Source organism: Corallincola holothuriorum, assembly GCF_003336225.1.
Taxonomy (GTDB): domain Bacteria; phylum Pseudomonadota; class Gammaproteobacteria; order Enterobacterales; family Neiellaceae; genus Corallincola; species Corallincola holothuriorum.
The window spans coordinates 375,082-389,064 of sequence record NZ_QPID01000003.1; the positions used below are offsets into that span (position 1 = coordinate 375,082).

16 protein-coding genes are annotated in these 13,983 nt (G+C 50.6%); 9 read left to right on the plus strand and 7 right to left on the minus strand.

Translation table 11 applies throughout. The features are described from left to right. The 5 genes from DU002_RS07220 (at position 1) to glpG (ending at position 3,917) form a co-directional block, all read left to right on the plus strand. Positions 1 to 1,197: a glycine C-acetyltransferase gene (locus DU002_RS07220; protein WP_114337693.1), complete on the plus strand. Its 1,197-nt coding sequence runs from the start codon at positions 1 to 3 to the stop codon at positions 1,195 to 1,197. A gap of 5 nt (positions 1,198 to 1,202) precedes the next feature. Continuing rightward, complete coding sequence (gene tdh / locus DU002_RS07225; RefSeq protein WP_114337775.1) at positions 1,203 to 2,231, plus strand: L-threonine 3-dehydrogenase; 1,029 nt, start codon at positions 1,203 to 1,205, stop codon at positions 2,229 to 2,231. Between the two features lie 124 nt (positions 2,232 to 2,355). Further along, entirely contained in the window at positions 2,356 to 2,556 is a 201-nt protein-coding gene (locus tag DU002_RS07230) for a hypothetical protein (RefSeq protein ID WP_114337694.1), read from the plus strand. An 86-nt stretch (positions 2,557 to 2,642) separates the two neighbouring features. Next, positions 2,643 to 2,987, plus strand: a complete 345-nt coding sequence (glpE, locus tag DU002_RS07235) for a thiosulfate sulfurtransferase GlpE (protein WP_114337695.1) — start codon at positions 2,643 to 2,645, stop codon at positions 2,985 to 2,987. Between the two features lie 78 nt (positions 2,988 to 3,065). After that, on the plus strand, positions 3,066 to 3,917 hold the full coding sequence (glpG, locus tag DU002_RS07240) for a rhomboid family intramembrane serine protease GlpG (protein WP_158537992.1): 852 nt from the start codon (positions 3,066 to 3,068) through the stop codon (positions 3,915 to 3,917). A gap of 52 nt (positions 3,918 to 3,969) precedes the next feature. Here glpG and DU002_RS07245 read toward each other — a convergent pair whose 3' ends face one another. Next, positions 3,970 to 4,374 carry a flagellar basal body-associated protein FliL gene (locus tag DU002_RS07245; protein WP_233496442.1) on the minus strand — a complete coding sequence of 135 codons (405 nt, stop codon included), beginning with the start codon at positions 4,372 to 4,374 and terminating at the stop codon, positions 3,970 to 3,972. Positions 4,375 to 4,550: 176 nt separating this feature from the next. On the opposite strand from DU002_RS07245, the gene DU002_RS07250 reads away from it, so the two are divergent. Next, the gene (locus DU002_RS07250; RefSeq protein ID WP_147271800.1) at positions 4,551 to 5,123 is read left to right on the plus strand and encodes a chorismate--pyruvate lyase family protein; all 573 of its coding nucleotides are present in this window, start codon (positions 4,551 to 4,553) and stop codon (positions 5,121 to 5,123) included. A gap of 5 nt (positions 5,124 to 5,128) precedes the next feature. Continuing rightward, a complete protein-coding gene (gene ubiA, locus DU002_RS07255; protein ID WP_114337699.1) occupies positions 5,129 to 5,989 on the plus strand; it encodes a 4-hydroxybenzoate octaprenyltransferase in 861 nt (286 codons plus the stop codon). A 48-nt stretch (positions 5,990 to 6,037) separates the two neighbouring features. Here ubiA and DU002_RS07260 read toward each other — a convergent pair whose 3' ends face one another. The 6 genes from DU002_RS07260 to DU002_RS07285 all read right to left on the minus strand — a co-directional run bounded on the left by DU002_RS07260 (position 6,038) and on the right by DU002_RS07285 (position 12,593). Continuing rightward, positions 6,038 to 6,427 (minus strand): hypothetical protein, encoded by a 390-nt coding sequence (locus DU002_RS07260; protein WP_114337700.1) that lies wholly within the window; start codon positions 6,425 to 6,427, stop codon positions 6,038 to 6,040. Positions 6,428 to 6,572: 145 nt separating this feature from the next. Beyond that, on the minus strand, positions 6,573 to 9,002 hold the full coding sequence (plsB, locus tag DU002_RS07265) for a glycerol-3-phosphate 1-O-acyltransferase PlsB (protein WP_114337701.1): 2,430 nt from the start codon (positions 9,000 to 9,002) through the stop codon (positions 6,573 to 6,575). An 80-nt stretch (positions 9,003 to 9,082) separates the two neighbouring features. Then, complete coding sequence (locus DU002_RS07270) at positions 9,083 to 9,667, minus strand: PqiC family protein (protein ID WP_158537993.1); 585 nt, start codon at positions 9,665 to 9,667, stop codon at positions 9,083 to 9,085. Between the two features lie 28 nt (positions 9,668 to 9,695). Continuing rightward, entirely contained in the window at positions 9,696 to 10,700 is a 1,005-nt protein-coding gene (locus tag DU002_RS07275) for an MlaD family protein (protein ID WP_114337703.1), read from the minus strand. 1 nt (position 10,701) lies between these two features. Then, positions 10,702 to 11,463, minus strand: a complete 762-nt coding sequence (locus DU002_RS07280; protein ID WP_114337704.1) for an ABC transporter ATP-binding protein — start codon at positions 11,461 to 11,463, stop codon at positions 10,702 to 10,704. Continuing rightward, the gene (locus tag DU002_RS07285) at positions 11,460 to 12,593 is read right to left on the minus strand and encodes an MlaE family ABC transporter permease (RefSeq protein WP_158537994.1); all 1,134 of its coding nucleotides are present in this window, start codon (positions 12,591 to 12,593) and stop codon (positions 11,460 to 11,462) included. Before DU002_RS07285 ends, DU002_RS07280 begins: the two co-directional genes overlap by 4 nt. A 192-nt stretch (positions 12,594 to 12,785) precedes the next feature. Here DU002_RS07285 and lexA point away from each other — a divergent pair, with 192 nt between their 5' ends. After that, on the plus strand, positions 12,786 to 13,418 hold the full coding sequence (lexA, locus tag DU002_RS07290) for a transcriptional repressor LexA (RefSeq protein WP_114337706.1): 633 nt from the start codon (positions 12,786 to 12,788) through the stop codon (positions 13,416 to 13,418). Then, the gene (locus DU002_RS07295; protein ID WP_114337707.1) at positions 13,415 to 13,942 is read left to right on the plus strand and encodes a hypothetical protein; all 528 of its coding nucleotides are present in this window, start codon (positions 13,415 to 13,417) and stop codon (positions 13,940 to 13,942) included. The genes lexA and DU002_RS07295 overlap by 4 nt, the downstream gene beginning before the upstream one ends. The last annotated feature ends 41 nt before the right edge of the window (positions 13,943 to 13,983 follow it).

The window sequence follows — 13,983 nt, forward strand, 5'->3', positions numbered from 1 at the left end:
ATGAATCAACCATTTTACGATCGACTTCAGCAACAACTAAAAGACGTCACCGAGCAGGGCTTATACAAGCATGAGCGGGTGATCACCAGTGCGCAACAGCCGTCGATGGCGGTGGCTGGTGGACAAGAGGTGATTAACTTCTGCGCCAATAACTACCTCGGCTTGGCCAATCATCCTCGGTTGATTGGTGCGGCGAAATCCGCGCTTGATAGCCATGGTTTTGGTATGGCTTCGGTGCGTTTCATTTGTGGTACGCAAGATCTGCATAAGCAGTTAGAAACCGAACTTGCCGCTTTTCTGGGGATGGAAGATGCGATCCTGTATAGCTCCTGTTTCGATGCCAACGGCGGCTTGTTTGAAACCCTGTTGGGGCCAAACGACGCCATTATTTCTGATGCCCTGAACCATGCATCGATCATTGATGGGGTGCGACTGTGTAAGGCTAAACGCTTCCGTTATAGCAACAATGATATGGCGGAGCTGGAGCAGTGCCTACAGCAGGCGGATGCCGCGGGTGTTGAAACCAAACTGATCGCCACCGATGGCGTCTTTTCCATGGACGGTGTGATCGCTGATCTGGCGAGCATTTGTGATTTGGCAGACAAGTACAATGCGCTGGTGATGGTGGATGACTCCCATGCCGTTGGTTTTGTCGGTGAGCAGGGACGCGGCAGTCATGAGTATTGTGATGTGATGGCGCGTGTCGACATTATTACCGGCACTCTGGGTAAAGCGATGGGCGGTGCTTCTGGCGGTTATACGGCCGCGCGTAAAGAGGTGATCGATTGGCTGCGTCAGCGTTCACGTCCCTACCTATTTTCTAACTCCCTAGCGCCCGCCATTGTCGGCGCTTCATTGGAAGTACTGCAACTACTAAAAGAGAGTGCCGAACTGCGTCAGCAGGTAAAGCAGAATGCAGCGTATTTCCGTGAAAAAATGGCCGCTGCGGGCTTTACCTTAGCTGGCGCTGATCATGCCATCGTGCCGGTGATGCTAGGGGATGCCAAGTTGGCGAGCACTATGGCTGACAAGATGCTGGAGCGCGGCGTCTATGTGATTGGTTTTTCATTCCCGGTGGTGCCTCAGAACAAGGCGCGCATTCGAACGCAAATGTCGGCGGCGCATACCCAGCAACAACTTGATCAGGCGATCGCGGCATTTATTGAAGTGGGTAAAGAGTTGAAGGTGATCCCATGACCATGATGCGAGGATTAGCCAAGCTCAAAGCGGCACCTGGGATCTGGATGACCGAGGCACCGTTACCTGAATTGGGACATAACGACCTGCTGATTAAGATCCGGAAAACAGCGATTTGCGGTACCGATCTGCATATCTATAAGTGGGATGAGTGGTCGCAGAACACCATCCCTGTGCCAATGATTGTTGGCCATGAGTATGTTGGTGAAGTCGTTGCTATGGGCCAAGAGGTACGTGGCTTTAGCGAGGGCGATCGTGTTTCGGGAGAGGGACATATTACTTGTGGTCACTGTCGAAATTGCCGCGCCGGCCGTCGTCACTTATGCCGAAATACCGTAGGTGTCGGCGTGAATAGGCAGGGGGCATTCGCTGATTATCTGGTGATCCCTGCTTATAACGCATTCAAGATCCCTACAGGGATCAGTGATGAATTGGCGTCTATCTTCGACCCATTCGGTAACGCCGTGCATACCGCGCTAAGTTTCGATTTAGTTGGCGAAGATGTACTTATTACCGGCGCAGGCCCGATCGGCATCATGGCGGTGGCGATAGCCCGCCATTGTGGTGCTCGTCATGTGGTGATCACCGATGTGAATGATTATCGTCTGAATCTGGCGGCGCAGATGGGGGCGAGTCGGGTAGTCAATGTGGCGAAAGAATCATTGTCTGATGTGATGGTTGAGCTGGGTATGACCGAAGGTTTTGATGTCGGTATGGAGATGTCGGGTGTGCCAAGTGCCTTTTCCGCGATGCTGGACAAGATGAACCATGGCGGCAAAATTGCGTTGTTGGGGATCCCGCCATCGGACATGGCTATCGATTGGAATCAGGTGATCTTCAAAGGGCTTGAAATCAAAGGTATTTATGGTCGAGAGATGTTCGAGACCTGGTACAAAATGGCTAGCCTGTTGCAGTCTGGTTTGGATATTTCGCCGGTGATCACCCATCGTTTTGATATCAATGATTTTCAGCTTGGCTTCGATGCCATGGTCTCTGGTCAATGTGGCAAGGTGATCCTGGATTGGAGCGACTGACAGCAGCATTTGCTTTAGCGTACGGTCATAAATCTGCAGTAGTTGGTTGCTAGAGTGCACAGCAATTGCGGTGCTGACATTGAATCGGTACCCATTTGTCTGTGGCGACAGAGGAACAATGACTATGCTAAGCCAGACTCGAGTGTGTGCCGAATGTGAAGGTACAGGTATCTTTACCTTAATTAGCCACCGCGGTATCGAGGGCTTGTATCGTGAGCTGATCGATTGCCCCGGCTGCCAAGGCTCCGGGGTTGAAGCGGGTATGCTGAAACTGGTATCACGCTGGTCATCGGCGCCAGAGTCGAAAATTAACCTGGTCGAATAGACGGGCTAGATTAACCCCCTAGACTCCTTGGGTGTTTATCTGTGCTTAGCTCACGTAGAATCTCCCTTCGCCAAGAAGGAGTCGTCATGAGCGAGTTTCAACATATCGATGTTATGCAAACCCAACAACTGCTGGATGCCGATGAGGCGACCGTGGTTGATATCCGTGATGAAAACAGCTTCGCTGCGGGCCATATTCAAGGATCTGTTCATCTTACCAACGGTTCATTGTCGAACTTTATGGCCGACGCTGATTTTGACCGTCCACTGATTGTGGTTTGCTATCACGGTATCAGTAGCCAAGGGGCTGCGCAGTATATGGCACAGCAGGGTTTCGAGCAGGTGTATAGCATGGATGGTGGTTTTGAAGCGTGGCGTCGCCAGTTGCCCTATGTGGCGCCCGATCCTGATGACGCGCCAATCGCTCCTTAGTTGGCCGCAACGGCCAGAGTATGAGTTCCCGCTCAGAGTGAGGCATAATGGCGTTATCTCATTACCCTAGGTGTCGCTGTGATAGAAATCGCCACGTTATCTTCTCCCCGTGCTGCCCAAGCCTTCGTTGATTATCTAGCTACCCAAAGCATTGCTTGCCAGTTGCGACCGGAAGGGCAGGGGGTAATGCTGTTGTTGCACGATCCGGGGCAAGAATCCCATGTTCGTAGTGAGCTACAGAAATTTGTCGAAAACCCGAGTCATCCGCGCTATATGGCAGCGTCGTGGGAGCGCAGTGATAACGCTGGCGTGCGGTTTGATTACGGTGCACCCGGCACCGGTTTGATGCGTAATTTTCTGCTCCATGCTGGGCCGGTCAACCTGATTGTTTTGGCTATCTGCGCTGTTGTTTTCCTGTTCTCTTTCTTAGGTATGCTGGGCTATGTCCGGTATTGGCTGCAGTTCTTTCCTTCCATCGACGCATTGACAGGGTGGCAGCAATGGCGCTGGTTAACGCCGGCGTTTATCCATTTCAGTTTTATGCACCTGATTATGAATGCGCTGTGGTGGTGGTATCTGGGAGGACAGCTGGAACAGAAAGAGGGAAGCCGGCCGCTGTTGATACTGTTTCTATTAACTGCCGCGCTGCCAAACTTCGCTCAATTTCTATTGAGTGGCCCCAACTTTGGTGGTTTGTCAGGGGTGGTTTATGGTTTGTTTGGTTATGTTTGGGTACGCGGAATGATGGCACCAACAGTGGGATTGTCACTGACCCCCGGGCTCACGGGGTTTATGTTGATATGGTTGGTGATCGGTTTTCTCGGTTGGTTTGGTCCGCCGATGGCTAATATGGCGCATTTCGGTGGCTTGCTGGTGGGCGCTGGCTATGCGGCGACTCGTAGTATCAATAAAAAAGGCTTGGCGGAATAAGCTGACCAGCCAAGCCTTCGATGTCACCCCATGGCGCTATGAGGCCGTGTTTTTAGTGATAAATATATTTGGTAAACAGTAATTCGGTTGCCAGCTCTTGACCGGTTTCCTTTTTCAGCAGTTGATTGACGGTGTTAAAGCACAGCTTACGGATCTCTTCGCGTCCGGCTAACGATTTAACCCTGTCTTCAGGCTGGCGACCCAATACATCAACCAGAGCGGCACGCAGTAAGGGAGCGTGATGCTCAATGATCTTCAGATTGGTTTCGCCTTGAGCCATCAACTCGATGGTTACTCGAACAAAGCCAACTTTCTTTCCTGTGCTCAGGTAGTTGGTAATGATGTCAGGCTCGAAGCCGTAATACATAAAAGTACTGTCATCTGCCAACGCCACTTTTGACGACAGGCTCATCACTAAGCTGATACAGATGGCCATAAGTAGTTGCCGACATTTCACCACGTTTCTCCTGCTGCCAATCACGGCGGTTCTAATCTCTTTGAGGGAAGTCTAAAGGGGTTGATGGCTTACGCCAAGCTTCCGTATCAAACTCTGACACTATTATTGTCCATTATTCAGCTTTTCAACGGGTTCCTGTTACTATATCGGCGATTATTACCAGTTATTTAGTGATTGTGAGCAAGCAAGAGTTATCTCGCCATTTTCCTTTCGGTCTTACGACCCAATGGAGCCCCATAAAACAACAAGATCTGCACTCCGTGCGGATGGCTGACTGGTTGTTGGATAGCACCTCATTAACGGCCCGTTTGAAGCGACATTGTCAGGATTTCTCTGTCCGTGTGTTAGGGGAGTCTTATCTGGCTTTGAGCGCGGATGAACAGTCACAACTAGCAACCGCTGACAGCGAAGGGTTTGTCCGTGAAGTTATCCTGTTTTGTGATGATAAACCTTGGGTCTTTGCTCGCACGGTGGTGCCGTTAGCTACCCTGTCTCAGGGACAAGAGCTACAGCAACTTGGTGAGCGGCCGTTGGGTGCCTTATTGTTTGCCACGCCGGGTATGGTGCGAGATGCCGTTGAGGTGACTCATTTAGCGGCAGATCATCCGCTGTCTAAATCGGCCCTGCTGTGGGGCGCAGATAAGCAAAGGGATCTGTGGGGACGACGCTCCCGTTTTTTGTTGCCTGCAGGTGCTTTGCTGGTCAGCGAAATGTTTTTACCCGACTGTGCTGCCTATGTTGAGGAGTAAGTAAGGTGGAGATTGCGCAGAAGCTATCGGCCTATGGACGTCTGATGCGAGTGGATCGTCCTATTGGCACTTTATTACTGCTTTGGCCGACGTTGTGGGCTTTACTGATTGCGGCTCAAGGTGTGCCAGAGTGGCACCTACTGGTGGTATTTGGCTTGGGTGTGTTCTTGATGCGCTCGGCTGGATGTGTAATTAACGATTTTGCCGACAGAAACTTTGATGGGTATGTGACGCGCACCCAACAACGGCCGTTGGTAACGGGCGAAGCCAGCGCAAAAGAGGCGTTGGGACTGTTCTTTGTGCTGTCGTTTTTTGCTTTCTTATTAGTGCTGACACTGAATACTTTTACCATCGTATTAAGTGTCGGTGGTCTGGTACTTGCTGCTTGTTACCCCTTTACTAAGCGCTTTACTAACCTTCCGCAGGTGGTGTTAGGTGCCGCCTTTAGCTGGGCGATACCCATGGCATTTGCAGCCGTTCTCGGAGAAGTCCCGCGCTATGCTTGGTGGTTGTTTGCCGCCAATCTGAGCTGGACGGTGGCTTATGACACCCTATACGCCATGGTTGATCGGGATGATGATGAGAAGGTCGGGATCAAGTCGACTGCGCGACTGTTTGGGCATTACGATTTGCTGGCGATCGGTGTATTGCAAAGTATGACTTTACTCTTGCTAGCCTTGCTATTCACAGAGCTGGATTTAGGTTGGGCTGCCTGGTTAAGTCTACTAATTGCCGCACTCTTGTTTATTTCTCAACAAGTACAGGTCAAAGCGCGAGAGAGGAATGCTTGCTTTCAAGCATTCCTCGCTAACAACCGGGTCGGATGGGTACTTTCTTTAGGATTGTTGACCAGCTATCTGATGTAGGCCTTATCTAAGGCCGATACACCATTATGCTTTTTACTTTTTCTGTCTTTAGGGGCAGAGAGAGTTTTCTGTGGAAATATCCAGCGAAAGGTAGTCTTTACTGGTCACTAGCTGACTAATTGCATCGTACGAATGAGTAAAATTAAGACTTAGCGATATGACTATGTCTTGCTGTTCACCGTCAGCTGGTTTCTGCAAAGAGACGTACTCAGCAATAGGCGAGGTATTCGTGAATGCTGAGCTTTTGGTGATGTCTCTGAGACGATCGGTATATTGTTTAACCAACGTTCCGGCATCAACAGAGTCTATTTTTTCTATATAGGTCAAGTGGACAGTTGAGGTTTGTTGTGCCGTGCAAGGCTCTGCTATGGCGGATGATGTGGCTGAAATCAAACCTGCAGCCATGGCCAATAATGACAGTTTCTGTTTTTTGTTCATGTAACGTCCTTTCATTTGAACGGGCGACGCGGTTCCTGCGTGCCTTAGATCGAGGGCTGATTGTATACTAAGAGCAATACCTATTTAAGCCATTCAGATCAACATGATGCAACGCTTGTTGATCTGAATGGTCATGTTTTTGAGGCTAAGCGACGGCTTCATCAATGGTTTGATGTACTTCTGTCGCCAGCAACATTGAGATGGTCTGATGCAGGCTCTTTATCTTGGCTGGCCCTTCGGCCTCATCCATGTAGCCGCCTTCTCGCAACGAGCTGATAAAGATTGAGAACACTTTCTTATCAAAAAACTCTGGCGCACTGATGCCATGCAATGAAGCCAGGCGCTCAGCGATCTTCTGGCTACTGGACTCCAGTTGCCCGCGCTCTAAACCCGGATTGTGGGTGAGCTGCGCTAAAGTGATGGTGTAGCGCTGCAGGGTTTCCTGAATGATATTCGCCAGCAGAATAAGTTGATTGCGCTTACTTGAACGATGTTCAGGCACCTGCAATAGTTCGCCTTTACGCGTGATCAGGCCAAGGTTTTCCAGCGCATTGAGCTGCCCTGCAAATTGTTGCTTCAACCCTTCTTCATCCCAATCCATAAATAGCTCGGCCTTGAGCATGGGGTAGATTTCGCTGACCGTACGATAGAGGGACTCTTCACTTAACTGCCGGTGTCTCAGCACGCAACTGGCGATGAGGCTGGGCAGGGCAAACATATGAATAATGTTATTGCGGTAATAGGTCATCAGCACTGCGTTTTTACCTTCGAGACTGATGATCTCGCCAATACCGTCTTCCACTACACTGAATTTGTCCAGTTCAATCGCATGGCTTACCAATGCCTTCGCGTCCTCTTCCGGTACCGTGGTTTGGCTGTGGTACGGTACCTGGCGGATCAGCTCTAGATAGAGTGCGATCTGGGCTTCCAGCGCTTTGCGGCTTAACGAGCGTTGCTCAGCACAAAGTAGCGACAGGGCGCACAGGTTGATCGGATTCAGTGCCCCGGCATTATTAATTTCACGCATCACTTGCTGACTGAGTTGGTTAACGGTTGGCGTTAACCAACTGGGCTTCTGTACTTCTAGTTCATTGATCGAGTCACGCCATTCCGGTGCTTTATCATTCATAAAGTTGGTTAGCGAGATCGGCTTGCCAAAGTTGACATACCCAAGGCCAAAATTGCGAAGTTTTCTCACCGCACTTAGCACCTGCCATGCGCTCTCTTTCTCTTTGCGCTTGCCTTTCAGCTCCTTCATGTAGGTGCCGATTTCCATCACATGTTCATAGCCCAAATAGACGGGCACCAAAGTGATAGGGCGATCGCAGCCACCTCGCAACAGGGTTTGTACTGTCATCGCCAGCATGCCGGTTTTGGGGGGTAACAAGCGGCCGGTGCGGCTACGGCCACCTTCAGTGAAATATTCCACTGAGTAGCCTTTTTGAAACAGCAGGGCCAGGTATTCCCGAAACACAGCACTATATAGCTTGTTGCCACGGAATGAGCGCCGCATAAAGAAAGCGCCGCCCCGGCGGAATAGCGGACCGGCAGGCCAGAAATTCAAATTAACGCCAGCGGCGATATGGGGAGGTACCAAGCCTTCGTAATAGAGCACATAACTGAGTAGCAAGTAGTCCATGTGACTGCGGTGGCAGGGAACATAGACCAGCTCATGCCCGGATTGTGCGAGGCTGCGTACCTGTTCAGCATTACTGACTTTGATACCGCGATAAATACGGTTCCACAGCCAAGTCATGATGCGATCAACCACGCGGATCATGTTACTGGAGTAGTTTGCGGCGATCTCATCAAGGTATTTGATCGCTTCGGCGCGGGCGTCCTCTTCACTCTTGCTTTTGGCTTGCACCTCTTCTGCGATCGCTTTGCGCATTGCTGGCGTGGCAACTATCTGCTCAAACATCGCTTGGCGATCGGCGAGTCGAGGGCCGGTAACCATCAGTCGCTGACGGTAGAAATGCACCCGTGCTACTCGGACGATACGGTGTGCGGTGCGGTCATTGATGCCAAAGTCATCGGCCATCTGCCGCAGTGATACCGGTTTGCTGAAGCGGATAAAGCTATCGCGCCCTAGCAACAGTACCAGCATCATTTTACGGAACCAGTTGGGTGAGCTTTTGTCGCCAAGCCCCGCGAGTAATGATGGTTTCTCTTTACCGGGCGCACGGCCCCAGTAAACCCCGGTTGGCACGATCTGTACATCGAGCTCGTCGCTACGCCGGTGCGCTTCCAAAATACCCAGTACCTGAGTACGGAACGGTAAGCCTGCATCGTCACTGTTTAGCCAACGGCTGGCCTTCTCCACGGAGATGACCCGAGATTGTTCGCGGCCATCAATTTGCAGCGGTTCAAATGGGTCTGGCAGGCCCAAAGCCTTACAGCGCCTCGCCAACGCCACTTTGTCGGTGTGGCTGTCATCTTTTAGTAGATAGACGATTGGCTTTTCCGGATCGAGCAGATGCTCTTCTACCGGTCTTTCAGGGATAGGAGTGCCTTTCACCAACAGGCGGACAGGCAGTTCAAGCAGGGAGTGGAACCAACGCTTTCGCTCGGCCATAGTGATATTTCAACGAGTTATTTATTCCAGACTATTGGGCGGAAGATAGCAGAAAATCGTCCAGATAGCTTGCATCTGGATCATGACTGGTCCGTTGTTAATGCCTTTGCAATGGCTTCACTTAGTTCACTGATAAGCTGGCTAATGGCATTCACTTGGCTCTCTGTTGTCGATTCTGCTGATGTGTTCAGGGCGAAGGTCTCGTAGCGTAACTCTTTATGGTCGCTGGACAGCAGTTGCCAACTACCTTCTAACCGGGCGATACCTTGGCTATCACTGTCGAGCCTGTCTATTTTTATTCGCAGGGACGGCTGTGGAGCCACGCCGATGACACCGAAAGGGCGCAACTGAGAGCTGCCAGTGATAGTTTGCAGGTTTTTGAGCAGCACGATATTGATGTCGTTATCTAACTGACTGGCCCAGAGATCATGGTCACTGATCTGGTAGTTTACTGCTGTGCTTCGAGCAACCATCCCTTGACGTTGCAGATAGTCAGCGAGGTAGACAGGGCCAACGGTCAAAGCCAGATCAGGTGCCGGTACAGTTGCACTTTTAGCATCGGCTGATAATAGATAGTAATCGGTCGGACCTGAGCTGCTGCACCCAGTGAGGCTGGTGCCAGCGAAAATGATTAAGGCCGTTATCCAAGACAAACGATTGCGCATAATGACTCCGGGGTGCATTGACCCTGTTTTATTTTCCAAATACTACGGCTTCGGGGCGACGTTGCAGGGTGTCTAACAAGCTGCGGGCACTTTTTAGCGTCGCATTGAGATTGTTCAAGCTTTGTTCGGCGCTGACCTTGAGTTGCGAATCATGATCGGCTAGTTGTTGATAGGTCAGCAGTGTGGCTTCGGCTTGCGCCAATGTCTGATCAATCTTGGCTAATGTTTCATTGCCTTGAGCGATGGTTTGCGCGCTGGTATCTACTAAGGCTTCTGCGCTTTGGCTGAGATGGGAAACATTCTTGGCTGTTTGTTGGAAATCCCCCAAGGTGACTTGCATCTGCTGGCTCAACGCCGGTAAGTCCTGGTTCAAGCGGGTTAACAGAGCGTTCAGCTGCACACTGGCCTCTTCCAAACTGTCGACCCCACGATTAAACTTCGGGCTTTCAGTGATTCTCTTCACTTGTCCCAGCAACTCATTGAGATTATTTGCGATCTCATCCAAAGGCATTTTGGCTACTTTGCTCAAGGTGGACGACAGTGCCTGTCGAACCAGTTCCAGATCTGACGGCACTGTTGGGATTTGAGGGTAATTTAGGTCGGTCGGGTGCAACTCTCCTTGTTGTTCCGGCTCGTAGTCGATCTGCACCATCAGTCGGCCGGTCACCATACTTTGGGTGACCAGTTTGGCACGGATGCCGCGATTGGCGCGCTCCATATCTTTAGGTGCTACACCTTCAAAGAAGTTATCCAACAGCTCGGCACTGACATCCATCACGACTGGTACCAACAACTCACTGTTCTTGGCTGAATAATGGATACGAACATCAACTACCTCGCCGATTTTCACCCCTTGAAATGAGACCGGTGAGCCTTTAGCCAGCCCTTGTACAGAGCCGCGGAATACCGTGACATAGCGGTCATGTTTTGAGAAAAATTGGTCGGAGCTGAACATGATGATGCCGATGACCATCAGTGTGGCGGCAAAAATTACAAATATCCCTATGCGTGCTGCTGTCGCATTGTGTCCCATCTTAGTTGCTCTCCTTTAAATCGCCCCGGCGCAGAAACATTTGTACTCGACGGTCATCGCAATTTGCCAGTAGTTCATTGGGATCCCCTTGAGCAATCATCGTTTTGGTTTCTGGATCGAGAAACACTGAGTTGGTGCCGATGGCAAAAATGCTGGCCAGCTCATGGGTCACCATTACGACGGTTGCGCCTAAACTGTCTCGTAACTGTAAGATTAAATCATCCAGCAGGCGGGCACTGATCGGGTCGAGTCCGGCTGAAGGCTCATCAAAAAATAGCACCTCTGGGTCTAATGCAATGGCGCGAGCCAGTGCTGCGCGCTTTGCCATCCCTCCGCTGATCTCTGAAGGATAGTATTTTTCATATCCCTCTAAGCCAACCAGAGTTAACTTTAGTGAAATAAGATCGCGAATATCTTTGTGGGTGAGGTTGGTATAGGTCTCTAATGGTAATGCGATGTTCTCTTCTAAGGTCATTGAACTGATCAATGCCCCAGATTGATAGGTTACCCCAAATTTTTGGGTCATCGCTTGGCGTTGCTGCTCATTACAACTCCACATCGCCTGGTCATTGAATAAGACTTCACCTTTGGCTGGGGTTAGTAGACCGATCATATGTTTCATGAGTGTGCTTTTGCCGCAGCCGCTCCCCCCCATGATGATAAATATATCGCCACCTTCAATGGTGAAGTTGAGATCTTGTTGGATCAGGCGATCGCCGTAGGCCATGGTGAGATCGCGTATTTCAATATGCTTTTGCTTCATATACCGATCAATGTTGTTGTAATGGTGACGATGGCGTCCACCACAATAATAAACACGATGGCCGATACCACAGAGCGGGTAGTTGCTTGCCCGACGGCCATTGCATTACGTCCGCAATTAATGCCATTCATACAGCCTGCAACAGCGATTACCAGTGCGAATAGCACACTTTTAAGTAAGCCAATAGCGAAGTGGCGTAACGGCACCGTGGTGGTCATCTGTTCCACAAATTGGGTGAATGAGATATCGAGCATTAACTGAGATACTAGCGCGCCACCAAGAATACCTAGCGCCATGGAAAAAACGGTAAGCAACGGCAGCATGATTAACAGCGCGATAAAGCGGGGGAGCACCAAAAATTCGATGGGTCTAAGACCCATGGTTGTGAGTGCGTCGATCTCTTCATTCACCTGCATGCTGCCCAACTGCGCGGCGTAACTCGCGCCTGTGCGGCCCGCCATAATAATCGCTGTCATCATCGCGCCCATTTCACGTGCCATACCCAGCGCAACAAGAGAGGCGACGAAGATAGATGCGCCGAACTGTTGTAACTGCACGGCGCCAACGAAGGCTAAGATCATGCCGATCAGGATGCTGATTAAGGCGACAATGCCAAAGGCAGCGGGACCAGCGTCATGCATACAGTCGTACACGTCCTTGGCACGTATCTCGGCTTTGCCGACGCAGAGTTTGCCAACGGCGCTGATCAGCGCGCCGATGAAACTGAAACTGACTAAGATATTTTCCCAGCTCGCCAAGACCGAGTTACCTATGCGCTCAGCAAAGGTCGGCTGGTAAGTTGTTTGGTTTGGTCTATTGGCCGCATTAGATTGTGACTCTGCCAGCGCCAGAAGCTGCTGTGCGCCTTGAGGTAGGCGGCTGACATCTACATGCAGTCGATGCGCTTTTGCATATTCACTTACACGGCGAATAAGCACCACCAGCGCACTGTTCCAGCGGCCAATGTCGGCGTCGACGAATATGAGCGTTTCATCTGGAGTGACTTTTGATTTTAGGGCTTGTAGTAGATCGTCAACCCGATGATCGCCACGGCGTAATACCCAGTCACCTGTCAACTCTAACAGCCAGCCAGTACCGTCATCAGTTCGCCTGATGTTCAGCTCATGCACGTCACTTTCACCTTGAAAAGCCCTACGTAATGTCCTTGAGTCTGCCGCAGATCCACTATTTCTGCAAAATTCAAAGCGAATCAAGTTATTAATGTCACATAAAACAGTGATCAAAAAAACAGCAGTGATACTTGTCATGAATAAATACCTGTATATACTCACAGTATACTGTATGCAATCACAGGTATCTTTATGCGCCCATTAACACCACGGCAAGCTGAAATTCTTGCGTTGATTAAAGACAATATTGAAGCGACAGGCATGCCGCCAACTCGTGCGGAAATTGCACGCCGATTGGGATTTAAGTCTGCTAATGCCGCGGAAGAGCACCTCAAAGCACTGGCCAAAAAAGGTTTAATAGAGATCTTGGCGGGAACATCACGGGGTATTCGCGTGATCCCACAGGCGGATGATGAAGCGGCTGCAAACGATGATGGCTTACCTCTGATTGGTCAAGTGGCTGCCGGTACGCCTATCTTGGCGCAAGAACATGTTGAGGCGCATTACAAAGTCGATCCAGCCATGTTTCGGCCATCTGCAGACTTCTTACTGCGAGTACACGGTGACAGTATGAAGGATATTGGGATCCTCGAAGGCGACCTGCTGGCAGTGCACAAGACTGCGACGGCGCAGAATGGGCAGGTGGTAGTCGCTCGGGTGGGTGATGATGAGGTGACAGTTAAGCGTTTTGAAAAAAATGGCAAAGATGTGCTGTTGCATGCTGAAAATGAAGCCTACAGCCCGATTAAAGTCGATCTGGGTGTAGAGAACCTGGCCATTGAAGGGTTGGCTGTTGGTATCATTCGTAATGGAGAGTGGTTATGAACCCATTTGAGACAATGAATTTGCATACTCGCCAAATGACTGGCTCATTGGTAGCTGCACCGCAGCCAAAGCTAACGGGCAACCGCCGCCCGCAAAATAAGTGGCAATCGCGAGCGCAGATTGTGCCGGTTGAAGGCCAGCAATCAGCACTGTTAGAGACAATCAAACGTAGTCAACAAGCCAATAAATGGGTTGTATTGGTGGCTGCCCCTGATAAGCAGGTGACGCGTTGGTTGGTGGAAAATGGTGTGTGCGCCGAGCGACTGTTGCAAGTCCACCCCAAAGATGAGCAAGGTGTGATGTGTGCCGTGACTCAAGGCTTAGGCTCTACCACTTGTGGCTTGGTTATCGGCTGGACTGATCTACTTTCCGAAGCGCAGTGGCAGGCACTAACGGCCGAAGCAGCATGTTATGAAACGAATAGTGTGTTGTTTCATCGACAACATAATCATTGCCGGACGGCACGAGCATGGCCGTCAGCAACATCATCAAGTGAGATGATCGCCAGTGTGTTGGTCCATTGATCCCCCACAGTTTCAATGTACTTTCCGAAGCCGCCGCAAGG

Coding starts and splice junctions, on each gene's coding strand:
- DU002_RS07220 (WP_114337693.1), top strand. CDS start 1: ATGAATCAACCATTTTACGATCGACTTCAGCAACAACTAAAAGACGTC.
- tdh (WP_114337775.1), top strand. CDS start 1,203: ATGCGAGGATTAGCCAAGCTCAAAGCGGCACCTGGGATCTGGATGACC.
- DU002_RS07230 (WP_114337694.1), top strand. CDS start 2,356: ATGCTAAGCCAGACTCGAGTGTGTGCCGAATGTGAAGGTACAGGTATC.
- glpE (WP_114337695.1), top strand. CDS start 2,643: ATGAGCGAGTTTCAACATATCGATGTTATGCAAACCCAACAACTGCTG.
- DU002_RS07260 (WP_114337700.1), bottom strand. CDS start 6,427: ATGAACAAAAAACAGAAACTGTCATTATTGGCCATGGCTGCAGGTTTG.
- plsB (WP_114337701.1), bottom strand. CDS start 9,002: ATGGCCGAGCGAAAGCGTTGGTTCCACTCCCTGCTTGAACTGCCTGTC.
- DU002_RS07270 (WP_158537993.1), bottom strand. CDS start 9,667: ATGCGCAATCGTTTGTCTTGGATAACGGCCTTAATCATTTTCGCTGGC.
- DU002_RS07275 (WP_114337703.1), bottom strand. CDS start 10,700: ATGGGACACAATGCGACAGCAGCACGCATAGGGATATTTGTAATTTTT.
- DU002_RS07280 (WP_114337704.1), bottom strand. CDS start 11,463: ATGAAGCAAAAGCATATTGAAATACGCGATCTCACCATGGCCTACGGC.
- lexA (WP_114337706.1), top strand. CDS start 12,786: ATGCGCCCATTAACACCACGGCAAGCTGAAATTCTTGCGTTGATTAAA.
- DU002_RS07295 (WP_114337707.1), top strand. CDS start 13,415: ATGAACCCATTTGAGACAATGAATTTGCATACTCGCCAAATGACTGGC.